Raw genomic sequence first — 15,102 nt, forward strand, 5'->3', positions numbered from 1 at the left:
TCCTAATGACGAATCTGACGCTTGCGTTAGATGCAATGGGTGGTGATCATGGCCCCCACGTCACGGTGCCTGCAGCCTTGCGGGCACTACAATTACATTCTTTTCTTAAAATCATTTTAGTCGGTGACAAGACTGAAATTGATGTCTATCTACGTCAAGCCGAAGCGAGTTTACTTTCGCGCATAGAAATCATTCATACCGATGAAGTCGTTAGTATGTCCGATAGGCCTGTGCATGCCTTGCGTACACGTAAAAACAGTTCCATGCGATTGGCTATTGAGTTAGTGCGTGACGACCGCGCTCAAGCGTGTGTAAGTGCCGGTAACACAGGGGCGCTGATGGCAATGGCGAAAGTATTGCTGAAGACCTTGCCTGGTGTTGATCGACCTGCATTAGTCAGTTGTTTACCTGCGGTGACTCAAAAACCAGTTTATTTGTTGGATTTGGGTGCGAATATTTCCTGTGACTCGGAAACCTTATTTCAATTTGCCGTGATGGGCTCAGTCCTGTGCGAAGCGGTAGATAAGAAATCTCGGCCAAAAGTCGCCTTGCTCAATGTGGGCGTTGAAGAAATTAAAGGTAATGACCAAGTTCAGCAAGCTGCGCAGTTGCTGCAACACACAGAACAAATCAATTACACAGGTTTTATCGAAGGGGATGAAATCTATTCCGGTAATGTGGATGTGATTGTTTGTGATGGGTTTGTGGGTAACATCACGCTCAAGACCTCAGAAGGTATTGCCAAGTTATTAGTACATCAGTTAAAACGGGGACTAACCCAAGGTTTATTCGTTCGTTTTCTGGCTAAACTTATCGCCCCTCGTATCCAGGCGGTCCTTAGTCAGATGAACCCCGACCACTATAACGGTGCAAGTCTGATAGGATTGCGCGGAATAGTTGTAAAAAGCCATGGAAACGCGGATGAAACTGCCTATTTACAAGCAATTAGTTTGGCAGTAACGGAAGCTCAACGTCGACTCCCTGAAATGATAAAAGATCGTTTGGAGTCGATTCTTTTAGATATAAATAACTGATCCCTCCTTATGCATACAAAAATTCTCGGAACTGGTAGTTATCTACCGGTGCAGGTGCGTAGCAATCAAGATTTGGAAAAAATGGTGGAAACCACTGACCAATGGATTGTTGAACGTACAGGTATATCAGAACGTCGCATTGCGGCTTTCGATGAAACCGTTTCAACTATGGGCTACCAAGCGGCATTAAAAGCGCTAGAAATGGCTGGCATAGAAGCATCAGATTTAGACATGATCGTTTGCGGCACCACCAGTGCTCCCAATGCTTTTCCGGCTGCGGCCTGTGAAATTCAAGCCATGCTTGGCGTGCATACCATTCCAGCTTTTGATATCGCAGCGGCGTGTTCAGGCTTTGTTTATGCTTTATCTGTTGCCGATCAATTTGTAAAAACGGGCGCGGCTAAAAAAGTATTAGTGATTGGTGCCGATGTACTGTCTCGCTTATGTGAGCCAGAAGATCGTTCAACGATTATTTTATTTGGTGATGGTGCTGGCGCGGTTGTGATAGGCGCATCCGAAACACCAGGGATCATTTCGACCCACATTTATGCCGACGGTCGCCAAGGTGACTTATTGAAATGCGCTTTCCCACCACGTAAAGGCGAAACTTCTGAAGCGGTCGGTTTTATGACCATGAAAGGCAACGATGTCTTTAAAGTGGCTGTGACTCAATTGTCCCATGTGGTGACTGAGACGCTGCGCATTAACAATATCGATAAGTCAGAAATTGACTGGTTAGTGCCACATCAAGCCAACTTCCGAATTATCAATGCTACCGCTAAAAAGCTCGATATGAGTCTTGAGAAAGTCGTATTGACTTTAGCTAAACACGGTAATACTTCTGCCGCGTCAGTGCCCATTGCATTGGATGAAGCCGTACGTGATGGCCGTATTCAGCGCGGACAACTACTGCTGCTTGAGGCCTTTGGTGCTGGATTTGCGTGGGGCAGTGCGCTCATTCGTTTCTAAGTTCTACATGTGTGTTCCACATGATTTTTCAATAAATTAAGTTAGCCATAGGTAATTTGAATATGGAAAATGTTGCTTTTGTATTTCCGGGCCAAGGTTCACAAGCCCTAGGCATGTTAGCCGAGCTTGCCGAATCTCATGCTGTTGTTGGACAAACCTTTGCTGAGGCGAGTGACGTCTTAGGTTATGATCTGTGGGCATTGGTTCAGCAAGGTCCTGTTGAAAGCTTAAATGAAACCGATAAAACTCAACCAGCCCTATTAGCGGCGAGCGTGGCGATTTGGCGTACCTACGTGGCTTCAGGCAAACCTATGCCAGCTATACTCGCGGGTCACAGTTTAGGCGAGTATTCAGCTTTAGTTTGCGCGGGTGTGATGGATTTTAAAGACGCGATTAAGTTGGTGGAATTACGCGGTCAACTGATGCAGCAAGCGGTTCCAGCTGGCACGGGTGCTATGTATGCGATTATCGGTTTGGACAACGAGAGTATCGCTAATGCCTGCGCCGAAGTGGCTCAAGGTGATGTGGTGAGTCCAGTTAACTTTAACAGTCCTGGTCAAGTGGTCATTGCAGGTCAAAAAGACGCGGTTGAGCGCGCTGCAGCGGCTTGTAAAGCTGCGGGCGCTAAAATGGCGGTAGCTTTACCTGTCAGCGTGCCATCACACTGTGCATTAATGAAACCTGCGGCGGATAAACTGGCCGTGGCATTAAACGATGTACAGTTTAATACCCCAACAATTACAGTGATTAATAACGTTGATGTGGCATCACCCACCTCTGCTGATGACATTAAAGATGCGTTAGTGCGTCAGTTATATTGTCCTGTCCGCTGGAGCGAAACTGTTGAGCTAATGGCCCAAAAAGGCATTACCCAACTGGTGGAATGTGGTCCTGGTAAAGTATTGACAGGATTAGCAAAACGAATTAATAAATCACTATCAGCCCAAGCGGTTAATGATGTTGCTTCATTAGCAGCATTAACTGAGTAAGGAGTTTATATGAGTTTCAACCTGAATTTAACAGGCAAAGTGGCTTTGGTGACAGGTGCGAGCCGCGGTATTGGCCGTGCGATCGCTGAGACATTGGTCGAAGCGGGCGCCGTGGTTATTGGAACCGCAACCAGTGAGAAGGGCGCTGCGGCAATCCAAGAATATCTGGGTGACAAAGGTTTTGGTTTAGTGCTTAATGTCACAGATAGTGAATCTGTTACACATTTATTCGCCTCGATCAAAGAAAAAGCGGGTGATGTTGATATTCTAGTCAACAACGCGGGTATAACCCGTGATAATCTGCTGATGCGGATGAAAGATGATGAATGGCAGGATATTATCGACACCAACCTGACATCGTTATTTAGACTGTCAAAACCTGTGATGCGTACCATGATGAAAAAGCGCTTTGGCCGAATCATCAATATCGGTTCAGTGGTAGGCACCATGGGCAATGCAGGTCAAGTTAACTACTCGGCAGCAAAGGCGGGTTTGATTGGATTTACAAAATCTCTTGCAAGAGAGGTTGCATCTCGTCAAATTACAGTTAATGCTATCGCTCCTGGATTTATCCAGACCGATATGACAGATGAGCTGACCGAAGAGCAGCAAAAAGCTATCATGTCACAGGTTCCGATGGAACGATTAGGGCAAGCGCAAGAAATTGCCAATGCAGTGCTCTTTTTGGCCTCGGACTCAGCCGCTTACATCACAGGCGAAACTTTGCATGTGAATGGCGGCATGTACATGGTTTAAGGGCGAATGGCAGGGATTTCTGTCGCAACTGAGTAGTGATCTGTATCAATTGATAGTGAAATTTCGTGGTTAGACCACGAAAACTAAGCTTGCATTGTCAGCCAAATCTAATAAACTACTCGCAATCTTACGCAAGTGCGTAATTTGAATAGGAAAGAAAACTAATGAGCAACATCGAAGAACGTGTAAAGAAAATCATTGTAGAGCAACTGGGCGTTAAAGAAGAAGACGTTAAGCCAGCGGCATCTTTCGTTGACGATCTGGGTGCAGATTCTCTGGACACTGTTGAGTTGGTTATGGCTCTGGAAGAAGAGTTTGATACCGAGATCCCTGATGAAGAAGCTGAAAAGATCACTACTGTTCAAGCAGCGATCGACTACGTTTCTAAGAATCAGTAATTCTGAATTCTTGAAGACAGGCGGCATTTTTGCCGCCTGTTTTTGTTTCACCCCCGTCAAATTCTGCCTCCGTGCCATTCAATCGTCTCTGGATCGTGTTTTAATTGTTATCCACGAGATGCTCGCCGCAGATTGGCGAATTTTTCTAAATAAACGTTATTTAAGAAATTGTCTAATGATAGAAAACCCTGTGTCCTCTATCTGAATTAACAAATTAGCATTTAAAGGTGACTGCCGTGTCTAAACGTCGTGTAGTGGTAACCGGTTTGGGGTTAGTAACTCCAGTGGGCAATACTGTCGATACTACTTGGAAGGCTTTGCTTTCGGGTAAGAGTGGTATTGCACCGATAACCAAATTTGATGCCAGTGAATTTACCACTCGTTTCAGTGGTTCAGTAAAAGATTTCGATGTTGAGCAATACGTAACGAAAAAAGACGCCCGTAAGATGGACCTCTTTATTCAATACGGTATGGCGGCTGGCATCCAAGCTATCCAAGACTCAGGTCTGGACATGAGTAAAGAAAACCCAGGTCGTGTCGGTACTGCTATTGGTGCGGGTATGGGCGGTATGTGGTTGATTGAACAAGGTCACAGCGCATTGATGAATGGTGGCCCGCGTAAGGTTTCTCCTTTCTTCGTACCTAGTACCATTATCAATATGATTTCAGGCCACTTGTCGATCATGTTTGGCATGAAAGGGCCAAATTTCGCCGTGACGACCGCTTGTACTACGGGCGTGCATAATATCGGTTTCGCGGCGCGTACCATTGCCTATGGTGATGCAGACGTGATGGTTGCCGGCGGTGCAGAGGATGTCACTTCTCCTTTAGGCGTGGCAGGTTTTGGTGCAGCGAAAGCGTTATCGACACGCAATGACGATCCGACTGCGGCGAGCCGTCCATGGGATAAAGACCGTGATGGTTTTGTGATCGGTGATGGTGCTGGTGTGATGGTGATGGAAGAGTACGAACATGCAAAAGCGCGCGGTGCGACCATTTACGGCGAATTAGTCGGTTTTGGTATGAGCGGTGATGCGTTCCATATGACATCGCCTCCAAGTGACGGAGCAGGCGCTGCGGCGGCTATGGTCAATGCTATTAATGACGCTAAGTTATCACTGGAGCAAATTGGTTATATCAATGCCCACGGTACGTCGACACCAGCAGGTGATAAAGCGGAAGCGGCAGCGGTTAAGTCAGTATTTGGCGACCACGCTTATAAAGTACTGGTTAGCTCGACTAAATCGATGACGGGTCACCTGTTAGGTGCTGCGGGTGCGGTTGAAGCGATTTTCACTTTGCTAGCCCTGCGCGACCAAGCCGTACCGCCAACCATTAACTTGGATAATCCAGATGAAGGTTGTGACTTAGACTTTGTCGCCCACACAGCCCGTGACGTGAAGATGGATTACGCTCTGTGTAACTCCTTCGGTTTTGGTGGGACTAACGGTTCATTACTGTTCAAGAAAGTGTAAAACACGCATTTATGGTGTAAAAAACAGTGAAAAAATGCGCCTGAGGGCGCATTTTTTATGGGTCAAATTCATTGCTCATGTGAGTTGAACTCCGTTATCTTATGACTTTATTGTGATGGATGTCACTTTCTAACTGTATGATATCCATAGTGTTAACATTTGTTCATCAAGCTTGTTTAATTCTAGTGACCACAGATAATGACAGACATATTCAATCTTAATGGAGTGTGTCATGTTAAATCCCGCGGTGATCCCGCTTGTTCCCCTCATTGGCGCATTAACTGCCAATCTGACCGAATTGATCCGTGGTGAGTTTAAAGTGTGGCATCCAAACATGGACATTGGGATCAAGACTTTTACCTTAGCAATCGCTGCTTACGTGGTGGTTTGGTTTGCCTTATTGGTGACGGCGATTAACGTCGGTGGCGATAGCAATATGTCTTCGGGCCTCGAAGTGCTGGGTTTCTTTATGTTTGGCTTAGGCGTTTACACTTTTGCTAAGGGTACGCGTTTCGTCAGTAGTGAATTTCAGCTATGGATTTATCGTTTAGCGTTGCCGAGTTTATTGCTTTGCTGCGTGCTTATTAGCCACTTTGGTTAAATCGAATTTTTTGACGAGGTCAATCGTAATTATTTTTACGCTAATGGGGCTTTCTATCGTAAACTCAGCCTATTGCACGAAACATTGAGCCACAGTGGCTGAATAAGTTGAGGTTATATGGCTGGTATAGATAGACAAAGTACCCTGAGATTTTTGTCAGAGCCTGCGGATGTGAATTTTGGTGGTAAAGTTCACGGCGGCGCTGTGATGAAGTGGATCGATCTCGCGGCCTATGCCTGTGCAGCGGGCTGGAGCGGTAAATATTGTATTACTGCTTATGCGGGCGGTATTCGTTTTGTGCAACCCATTTTGGTGGGCAATATCGTTGAAGTCAGCGCAAAAGTGATTTATACGGGTAAAACTTCTATGCATATCGGTATCGATGTGCGAGCGGGCGATCCTAAAGTTTCTGAGCGTCATCTCACCACCCATTGTATTGTGATCATGGTCGCAGTTGATGAAGATGGCCTACCTACGCCTGTGCCTGAGTGGATACCACAGACGGAACATGATATTCATTTACGGGATTCTGCACTGCGCTTGATGGAAATGCGTAAAAAGATTGGCGCCGAAATGGAAGCCCATGTGGTGAAATAGCCCCATAAATTAAATCAGCAAAGGCGCTTAAGGCGCCTTTGTTGTTTCTAGCGAAAAGTGCGTTTATTACTCGCTCCGATTTCACTCTGACGTTACCGTTGATGAATGTTAAACTGCGGCCACTATTTTGAATCGATTCACTTGTTTATCTATTTAAGGATCAGCTCATGGCAAAAGTCGCATTTATTGGTTTAGGCGTAATGGGATATCCCATGGCGAGGCATTTACTGAACAAAGGCCATGAGGTCACTGTTTATAATCGCACTTTTGCCAAGGCACAAACTTGGGTCGACACCTATGGTGGTCGCTGCTGTCCAACACCAAAGGAAGCGGCAGAGGGGCAAGATATTGTGTTTACTTGCGTGGGCAATGACAACGACCTGCGTGAAGTGGTATTAGGCTGTGATGGCGTTATTCATGGGATGGAAAAGGGCACTGTGCTGGTTGACCATACTACGGCTTCGGCCGATGTTGCCCGTGAGCTTCATCAAGTGTTAGCGGAAAAGGGCATTGATTTCCTCGATGCGCCTGTGTCTGGCGGTCAAGCGGGCGCTGAAAATGGCGCCTTGACTGTGATGGTCGGCGGCGATGAAGCGGTATTTGAGCGTGTTAAACCCGTGATTGAAGCCTTTGCCCGCTGCGCCGAACGTTTAGGTGAGGTTGGTGCAGGTCAGTTAACTAAGATGGTGAACCAAATTTGTATCGCGGGTGTGGTGCAAGGTTTGGCGGAAGCACTGCAATTTGCCCGTAAAGCGGGACTCGATGGCGAGAAAGTCATTGAAGTGATCAGCAAAGGCGCGGCGCAAAGCTGGCAGATGGAAAATCGCTACAAGACGATGTGGGGCCAAAGCTATGATTTTGGTTTTGCCGTCGATTGGATGCGTAAAGACTTAGGCATCGCCTTAGAAGAAGCCCGCCGCAATGGTTCACACTTGCCATTGACCGCTTTGGTGGATCAATTCTATTCAGAAGTTCAGGGCATGGGCGGTAACCGTTGGGATACGTCTAGCTTGCTGGCGCGCTTAGAGAAATCGGCGAAATAAGTTTTACCTTAAGTTTCATCGTTATAAAAACTTAGGTTTCGTAGTGATAAAACTCTGGTTTCGCAGTGATAGGTTTTGCAATGATAAAAATGCCCAGTCCCGATTGCGTTGGCAAATAGGACTGGGCATTTTTGTGTGTATCGTTTTTTGACTAGGACATTAAGAGCTAGGATATTTAATCGTTAGTCTTTCCAGCGAATATGGGTCACTAAACTGTGGGTTTCACCTGGTGCGAGCACGACTTTATCTTCTAATACATTGGCCGCTTCTAGGCAGACCATGGTCAGATAATCCTCCGGATTAAATCGGCCCAGGCGTTGTGACTTTTCAATCCATGGATTCCATAATACCGCTGATTGGCTGTTTTCACGGCTGACTTCGATTGTCCCCTGCGGCGTATGCAGTAACTGCACTGGGCCGAGATCGGTATAGACACGATCTGTCTCGCGATCAAACAGCACTTCATCCGTGTTTTGCGGATAAGGCCCTTGTGCAAATTCGATGTATTTTGACCCACTAAAACCGCTGGCTTTGAGTTGGTGGATATCCTCAATCGGGAAATAGCTGTGCAGCGCTTGGGTAAGCGTGACGGTTTCATCGCCTACGTTGGTATTCACAAGGCTAATGCTTAGAGTGTCGCCTAGGGTAAATAACACGCTGACCTCAGTGTTATGCGGCCAATAGATTTTATCTTGCTCACTGATTTTTAAGCTAAAACGTAAATCCACTAACTGATTACGCATTTCTACCGATTCCAGCGCCCAAATACGGGTACGGGCGAAACCGTGTTGGGGAAAGTTCGCTTCACTACTCATGCCAAACCAAGGCCAGCATACGGGTACACCACCACGGATCCCATTACCGGGTTGATAATCGTCAGCCGATGAAACCCACAGCAAAGGTGGTTTGCCTACGGGTTGAAAATAGTCTATTTGCGCGCCCTGCAAAAAAATTCTTGCCTGACATAACGCCGTATTCACTTCGACATAATCGAGCCCGTTGGCGTGCTTTTTAGTAGTGACAGAACCCATAGTAACAATATCCTTAACTCTGCTGACATATCAGAAAAACAGGCAGTTAGCTTACAAAGTTTTCCGCGATAACATAAGGCTTTGTTGCGATCAATTTACGGTTTCGCTGTTCGTTTGTGTAAACAAAAGTCACTGTCCTTAGGTTCTAGTGCTTCCTTTTTCAACAGATTTAGCTAAAGTGGTCAGAGCACCAAAGTGGTCAGATCACTTAGTTGAGTTGCAGTCTAACAAGAAAAGGGAAGCGATTATGCCAGTTTATCAAGCGCCGCTGCGCGACTATCAATTTATCCTCGATGAAATGTTACATATTTATCAGCAAGATGCACTTAAGGGGTTCGATGAAATCGATCCAGATCTTGTCGATGCGATCCTGCAAGGTATGGCCGACTTTAGTACTGAAGTGATGTTACCGCTCAATAGTGTCGGCGATCTGCAAGGCTGTAAGTTGGTCGATGGTAAGGTGATTACGCCGGAAGGATTTGATAATGCCTATCGGCAGTTTGTTGATAATGGCTGGCCTACGCTAACCTGCGATCCTGAATATGGCGGCCAAGGCTTACCCGAAGTGGTGGGGATTTTTGCCACTGAGATACAAACGGCAACTAACATGGCCTTTGCCATGTATCCTGGTTTGACCCATGGCGCCTATGCCGCCATCCATGCCCACGGCAGTGATGCGCTCAAGCAAAAATATTTGAGTAAACTGGTTAGCGGTGAATGGACAGGAACCATGAACTTGACCGAGTCCCACGCCGGTACTGATTTAGCCTTATTACGCACCAAAGCCGTGCCAGTATCTGAAGGCGTTTTTGCTATTACCGGCGAAAAAATTTTTATCTCCTCAGGCGATCATCAACTCACCGACAACATAGTGCACCTCGTATTAGCCCGTTTGCCCGATGCACCTGAAGGCGTGAAGGGTATATCTTTGTTCGCCGTGCCTAAAGTATTAGTGAATAACGATGGTAGTTTAGGCGCACCGAACACTTTATATGCCAGTGGCCTTGAACATAAGATGGGCATTCACGGTAACTCAACTTGTGTGATGGTATTTGAAGCTGCGCTGGGCGAGCTTGTTGGCGAGCCGCACCAAGGACTGCGCGCCATGTTTACTATGATGAACCAAGCGCGTTTAGGCGTGGGCGTGCAAGGGCTGGGTGTCTCTGAGATTGCCTATCAAAATGCGCTGGCCTATGCCAAAGACAGATTACAGAGCCGCGCCTTAAGCGGTGCCAAAGCACCCGAAAAAGCCGCCGATCCGATTTTGGTTCACGGCGATGTGCGCCGCATGTTGCTGTCGCAAAAAGCCTTCAATGAAGGCGCAAGAGCCTTAGTTGGACAACAAGCTTTATGGCTCGATGAAGCTGAGCGTCATAGCGATCCCGCAAAAGCCAAAGTTGCCTCCCAATTAGCGGCACTGTTCACGCCAGTGGTGAAAGGTTTTATCACTAACCGTGGTTTTAATGCCTGTGTCGATGCACAGCAAGTGTTTGGCGGACATGGTTATATTCATGAGTGGGGTATGGAGCAATTTGTGCGTGATAGCCGTATTGCACTGATTTATGAAGGCACTAACGGTATTCAGGCATTGGATTTAGTGGGACGTAAGTTGCTTAGCGACCGCGGCGCGGCGATGCAGCAATGGTCGGCGTTAGTGACAGAGTTTATTAAGTCACATAGCACGAATGCGGCGATGCAACCTTACGTGAGTGGTTTAATGGATTGTGCGGGTGATTTGCAAAAGGCCAGTGGTTATTTAGCGACCCATGCGGCGACCAATCCAGACATTATCGGCGCAGCGTCTATGGCTTATCTGGAGTTGTTCGGCGTGACTGCACTGGCGTGGATGTGGGCCAGAAGTGCCGCGGTGGCATTAGCGGCGCTGGAGCAGGGCACTGAAGAAACCGCATTTTACCAAGCTAAATTGAAAACTGCTGATTTCTACATGGCTTACTGGGCGGTACAAGGTCGCAGTCTGCGTAAGCAAATCGAGCAGGCGAGTGAAATGCTAACGCAATTGGATGAAGCAATCTTTTAAGCATTCACCTTATAGGCTGAGTGAAGCCTTTGCTTAAGAACAGCTCAAAAACCAGCGCATTGTCACTGGTTTTTATTTTTGTATAGTTTAAATCTTTAACTTGTTTTCATTCTTAGGTTCCACGCCAGTATTGAGCTCGATACTGTGAGTCTCTTGCTTGTCCCACATTAAAACTTCTATCTAAGGTCCGTGCTACTGACGCTCTTTTCGTTTTAGTCATAACCAAACACAACAAGGGTTTTGTGAGCTGACGCTAGCTATTTACCTAACAGATTTCACATTTATGTAAATTCAAATGATAATCGTTGTTATTCGTAAATCATTCTTTATAATGACGGCCAATTCGTTTGAATACATTTGTAAACCCTTTGGTTTATGCCATTTTTATGCGCTCGCGCTGGGGACATTCTGTGAAGACTCGTTTCGCCTACTCATTAATCGCACTTGCACTCGCTCAACATCAGTCGGCATTTGCCGCTGAAACCGTACTCGATAAAGAGGCTCCACAGCAGACCTTGTCTACGAGCTCACCAGTCCCCAGTCCTGCATCGACTCAATCCGCAGCCGATGGGGAGATAACACTCGCAGCACCTGAGCGTATTGCTGTCCATGGCCGTGCAATGCAAATGTACGTCGATAAAGAAACGACAGTTGGCACTAAGACGGCGATTAATGTGATGGAATTGCCGCAGTCGGTGCAAGTGCTGACCGAGCAGTTAATCGTCGACCAAGCGGCGCGCAATATTACCGATTTATACCGCTCTATCGCGGGCGTGAGTGAGTTTAGTTATTCGGGCGTGACCTTTCGCGGTTTCCGCGACGATGCCAACGTTTTTTATGATGGGGTAAGGGGCGATCCCTATTCGGGATTTTCTGTGCCGCAACTCTTTAATGTGCAGCGGGTTGAAGTGTTAAAAGGTCCTGCATCCGCACTTTATGGCGGCGGTGAACCCGGCGGCATGATCAACTATGTCACTAAAAAACCAACCTTTGTCGAGAGTAAAGAGCTGACCTTAAGTACGGGCAGCGAGGATATGATGGGCGGCTCGCTGGATTTCACCGGTGGCTTAACCCAAAATCTTGCCTATCGCTTTGGCGCCTATTATCAGCAGGAAGATAGCTTTCGAAATAATGCCGATAGCCAAAATGCCGAAGTGGCGGGTGGGTTACTCTACGAAATCAGTGATGATACTAAGCTCACTACCACTTTCGATATTATTAAGCAGGATTTAGGTGGAAATCGACTGCGCGGCGTTCCTGTCGATAATGACGGTAACTTCCTGGTTGCGCCATCCTATAATGCCAATGAGAAGAGTGACTTCCAGAAGATGGATGCACTGGTGCTGCAATCGATTCTCGATCATCAATTTACCGATAATTTCTCGGTCAAGACTCAGATCCGTTATCTGAATAATGATTCCACGCAGCAATATCATGAATCGAGAGGTTGGGCGACCTTAGATGCCAATAAAAAGCCCATTATGGGTGATGGCACCATTAAGCGTGAATACCGAGTTCAAGCACGGGCTAATGATGAAATTAGTTTAACCAATGATTTTGTCTATGCATTCGATGTTTTAGGTTTTGAACATGAATTCCTGTTCGGCGGCGACTATCACTATGTCGAAACCGAATATCAGTACAAATTGGCGACTGATAAGGATGGTGTTGGTAACCTGAATATTTTTGACCTTAACTATGGTGAAACCAACCCTAATAGTTACAACTTGAAGGATAAAAATACCGATGGTACCCGCGCTAACCGTTACGGCATTTATGTACAGGAACATCTGCACTTTAATGAACAGTGGTCATTAATTGCTGGTCTGCGTTTTAGCCAGTTTGATGATTATGATAAAAATACTGGTTTCTCCTTCAGCGATAACGCGATAACGCCAAGAGCAGGGCTTAATTATCGCCCAATTGATTCAATGTCCTTTTATTTGAATTACTCAGAGAGCTTTAATCCAGCATCTTTAACCAATCAAGCGGAAGATATTGGTGATGGTTTCCTCGATCCAGAAACGGGCAATCAAATTGAACTTGGGATGAAAAATGAATGGCTTGATGGCCAGTTTATGACCACGCTTGCTGTGTATCGCATTGAAAAACAAAATGTCGCCCAAGCTAACCCTTTAGATACTGGCGATGACGATGGTATTCCCGCTTTACTTAATTTGGGTGAAGTACACAGTCAAGGCCTTGAATGGACGCTGGTGGGGGATTTAACCGATAACCTGACCGTCACGGCAAACTATGCCTATAACGAGACCGAAGTGGTTAAAGGGGTAACAAACGATAGTTTAACCAATACTTTTGATAGTAAGCACTTTGCCAATGCGCCGCGCCATCAAGCAGGGATATGGACCCGTTACGATATCAATGCACTCGATTCGGCGATTGCTTTTGGTATGGACTATGTGGGCGAGCAGTTCAGCCTCGATGGCCAAACGGTGAAGCCCCATACGATTTTTGACATGAGCTGGACGACCCAGTGGGATCAAACTCAAGTTCGCTTAAATCTTAAAAATATCTTCGATAAAGAATATGCCGTCAGTGGTTTTAGTGAGCGTAATGGCCATTTCCCCGGTGAGCCGCGTAATATCACGCTTGAACTGAGTCATAAGTTTTAATGCATTGATGTAAAAATAGCTTGTTCGTTAAGGATGATGAGCAAGCTGGAGCGAATGGGTTAATCTTGCGCGAATAACCGCCGTAGCTCTCTGTCTGTATTCGTGCATTTAGCATGGATTAACCTTGTGTGACTTATCATCTTAATAGTGTTTACCTATTAAGATGATAGTTTCTATCCGTTATCCTTTCTGATTCAGCTTGTTTAGACTCGCCTTATATGAATTATTCGATAAGGTTTTCCTATGCACGCCGTCAGCCACTTAGCCTCCAAAGACCCTCAATCTAACGCTAGCCCACAGGTGGCCCTGATTGCAGAAGGTGGTGGTCAGCGCGGTATATTCACCGCAGGCGTGCTTGATGCTTGGCTTGATGGCGGATTCGATCCCTTTGATTTGTTTATCGGTACCTCAGCAGGTTCACAGAATCTCAGCAGTTTTTTGGCCCGCCAAAAGGGTTATGCCAAACGCTTAATCCGCGGTTTATCGCGCCATAAACGCTTCTATCGACTCGGTCGCGGGTTAGTCGGCGGCAATGTAGTCGATTTAGATTGGTATTTTGAGCAGACTCGTCAAGGGATGTTTAAATTAGATCTTAACGCGGCGACAGCCTCACTTGGTCATCGGCAGTTACTGATCACCACCACCAATGCCAGTGATCGCAAAGGTTATTTTTTAAGTCCAAGCAGTAAAAGCCAGTGGCGCGAATTGCTAAAAGCTTCTAGCGCATTACCATTTTTGTATAAACAAGGGGTGAAACTCACGCCTTGGCTGAGTGACCGCGCCTGTAATAGCGACAAGGCTTCTAATAACGGCGCGGCTAATCATAACGCTTCTGATAACAGCGCCTCTGGTCACGGCACAGCATTAAGCGAAGGTATTGATAGTGATTTTTATCTCGACGGCGGCTTAGCTGCGCCTTTACCTGTGCGTGAGGCCTATCGTCGTGGCGCCCGCAAAATTGTGGTGATCCGCACTGTGAGTGAGGATTTTCAGGCGCAATCGGCTTGGGTTCACAAATTAAAATCTTGGCTTTGTGTTTCTAGCTTTTGCCCGAAAACCATAGATTACTTAGTGCAGCACGAACAAGCCTATCAGGATGAATTGGACTTTATCGCTAATCCGCCAGAGGATGTGGAGATAGTGCAGATTTTTGCAGCTGAAAATTTGCAAAGTAAATTGCTGGGTAGTACCGATGCGGATTTACGCCATGATTATCATGCGGGGCTGAGTGCTGGAAAGCAGTTTTTAAGCTTAGATCCGATGGCGTTGACGCAGGGTAATGCTTATTTTCAAACTCAAGTGCAAACCAATGCTCACACTCGAACCCACATTCAAGCTCACTCTCAAATCAAGCCATTCAGTGCGCTGTCGGCCTAGTTTGGTATTTTAGCTAAGTCACCATTTTGTACGTGAGTAAGCAATAAAAGTAAAAAGCATTAAAATACAAGCGCCACCCTAGGGTGGCGCTTGTGGTTTGCAGTTTTAACCAGTTTATCAATCTAATTAATTTATATGATTAATCTAGCTCATCAGCTCAG

General features: G+C 46.3%; 13 protein-coding genes. 12 read left to right on the forward strand and 1 reads right to left on the reverse strand.

The window, feature by feature from the left end; translation table 11 throughout:
- Nucleotides 1-5: 5 nt before the first annotated feature.
- The 9 genes from plsX to L5M38_RS17395 all read left to right on the forward strand — a co-directional run bounded on the left by plsX (nucleotide 6) and on the right by L5M38_RS17395 (nucleotide 7,862).
- Nucleotides 6-1,034, forward strand: a complete 1,029-nt coding sequence (gene plsX, locus L5M38_RS17355; RefSeq protein ID WP_028760370.1) for a phosphate acyltransferase PlsX — start codon at nucleotides 6-8, stop codon at nucleotides 1,032-1,034.
- A 9-nt stretch (nucleotides 1,035-1,043) separates the two neighbouring features.
- On the forward strand, nucleotides 1,044-2,003 hold the full coding sequence (locus tag L5M38_RS17360) for a beta-ketoacyl-ACP synthase III (protein ID WP_131523925.1): 960 nt from the start codon (nucleotides 1,044-1,046) through the stop codon (nucleotides 2,001-2,003).
- Nucleotides 2,004-2,065: 62 nt separating this feature from the next.
- Entirely contained in the window at nucleotides 2,066-2,992 is a 927-nt protein-coding gene (gene fabD, locus L5M38_RS17365) for an ACP S-malonyltransferase (RefSeq protein ID WP_113938794.1), read from the forward strand.
- Nucleotides 2,993-3,001: 9 nt separating this feature from the next.
- Nucleotides 3,002-3,748 carry a 3-oxoacyl-ACP reductase FabG gene (gene fabG, locus L5M38_RS17370; RefSeq protein ID WP_006081230.1) on the forward strand — a complete coding sequence of 249 codons (747 nt, stop codon included), beginning with the start codon at nucleotides 3,002-3,004 and terminating at the stop codon, nucleotides 3,746-3,748.
- 164 nt (nucleotides 3,749-3,912) lie between these two features.
- Nucleotides 3,913-4,146 carry an acyl carrier protein gene (acpP, locus tag L5M38_RS17375; protein WP_006081231.1) on the forward strand — a complete coding sequence of 78 codons (234 nt, stop codon included), beginning with the start codon at nucleotides 3,913-3,915 and terminating at the stop codon, nucleotides 4,144-4,146.
- 236 nt (nucleotides 4,147-4,382) lie between these two features.
- On the forward strand, nucleotides 4,383-5,621 hold the full coding sequence (gene fabF / locus L5M38_RS17380; RefSeq protein ID WP_006087466.1) for a beta-ketoacyl-ACP synthase II: 1,239 nt from the start codon (nucleotides 4,383-4,385) through the stop codon (nucleotides 5,619-5,621).
- Between the two features lie 232 nt (nucleotides 5,622-5,853).
- Entirely contained in the window at nucleotides 5,854-6,222 is a 369-nt protein-coding gene (locus tag L5M38_RS17385) for a hypothetical protein (protein ID WP_028760367.1), read from the forward strand.
- Nucleotides 6,223-6,339: 117 nt separating this feature from the next.
- Entirely contained in the window at nucleotides 6,340-6,819 is a 480-nt protein-coding gene (locus tag L5M38_RS17390; protein WP_105252855.1) for an acyl-CoA thioesterase, read from the forward strand.
- Between the two features lie 167 nt (nucleotides 6,820-6,986).
- Nucleotides 6,987-7,862 (forward strand): NAD(P)-dependent oxidoreductase, encoded by an 876-nt coding sequence (locus tag L5M38_RS17395; RefSeq protein WP_263179815.1) that lies wholly within the window; start codon nucleotides 6,987-6,989, stop codon nucleotides 7,860-7,862.
- A gap of 182 nt (nucleotides 7,863-8,044) precedes the next feature.
- Here L5M38_RS17395 and L5M38_RS17400 read toward each other — a convergent pair whose 3' ends face one another.
- Nucleotides 8,045-8,893 carry a D-hexose-6-phosphate mutarotase gene (locus L5M38_RS17400; protein WP_263179817.1) on the reverse strand — a complete coding sequence of 283 codons (849 nt, stop codon included), beginning with the start codon at nucleotides 8,891-8,893 and terminating at the stop codon, nucleotides 8,045-8,047.
- Nucleotides 8,894-9,140: 247 nt separating this feature from the next.
- Here L5M38_RS17400 and L5M38_RS17405 point away from each other — a divergent pair, with 247 nt between their 5' ends.
- The 3 genes from L5M38_RS17405 (at nucleotide 9,141) to L5M38_RS17415 (ending at nucleotide 14,941) form a co-directional block, all read left to right on the forward strand.
- Nucleotides 9,141-10,931, forward strand: a complete 1,791-nt coding sequence (locus tag L5M38_RS17405) for an acyl-CoA dehydrogenase C-terminal domain-containing protein (RefSeq protein WP_263179819.1) — start codon at nucleotides 9,141-9,143, stop codon at nucleotides 10,929-10,931.
- A gap of 386 nt (nucleotides 10,932-11,317) precedes the next feature.
- Entirely contained in the window at nucleotides 11,318-13,564 is a 2,247-nt protein-coding gene (locus tag L5M38_RS17410; protein ID WP_263179831.1) for a TonB-dependent siderophore receptor, read from the forward strand.
- 243 nt (nucleotides 13,565-13,807) lie between these two features.
- The gene (locus tag L5M38_RS17415; RefSeq protein ID WP_263179820.1) at nucleotides 13,808-14,941 is read left to right on the forward strand and encodes a patatin family protein; all 1,134 of its coding nucleotides are present in this window, start codon (nucleotides 13,808-13,810) and stop codon (nucleotides 14,939-14,941) included.
- Nucleotides 14,942-15,102 lie beyond the last annotated feature (161 nt).

The organism is Shewanella sp. SM101 (assembly GCF_025654465.1).
Taxonomy (GTDB): domain Bacteria; phylum Pseudomonadota; class Gammaproteobacteria; order Enterobacterales; family Shewanellaceae; genus Shewanella; species Shewanella oncorhynchi.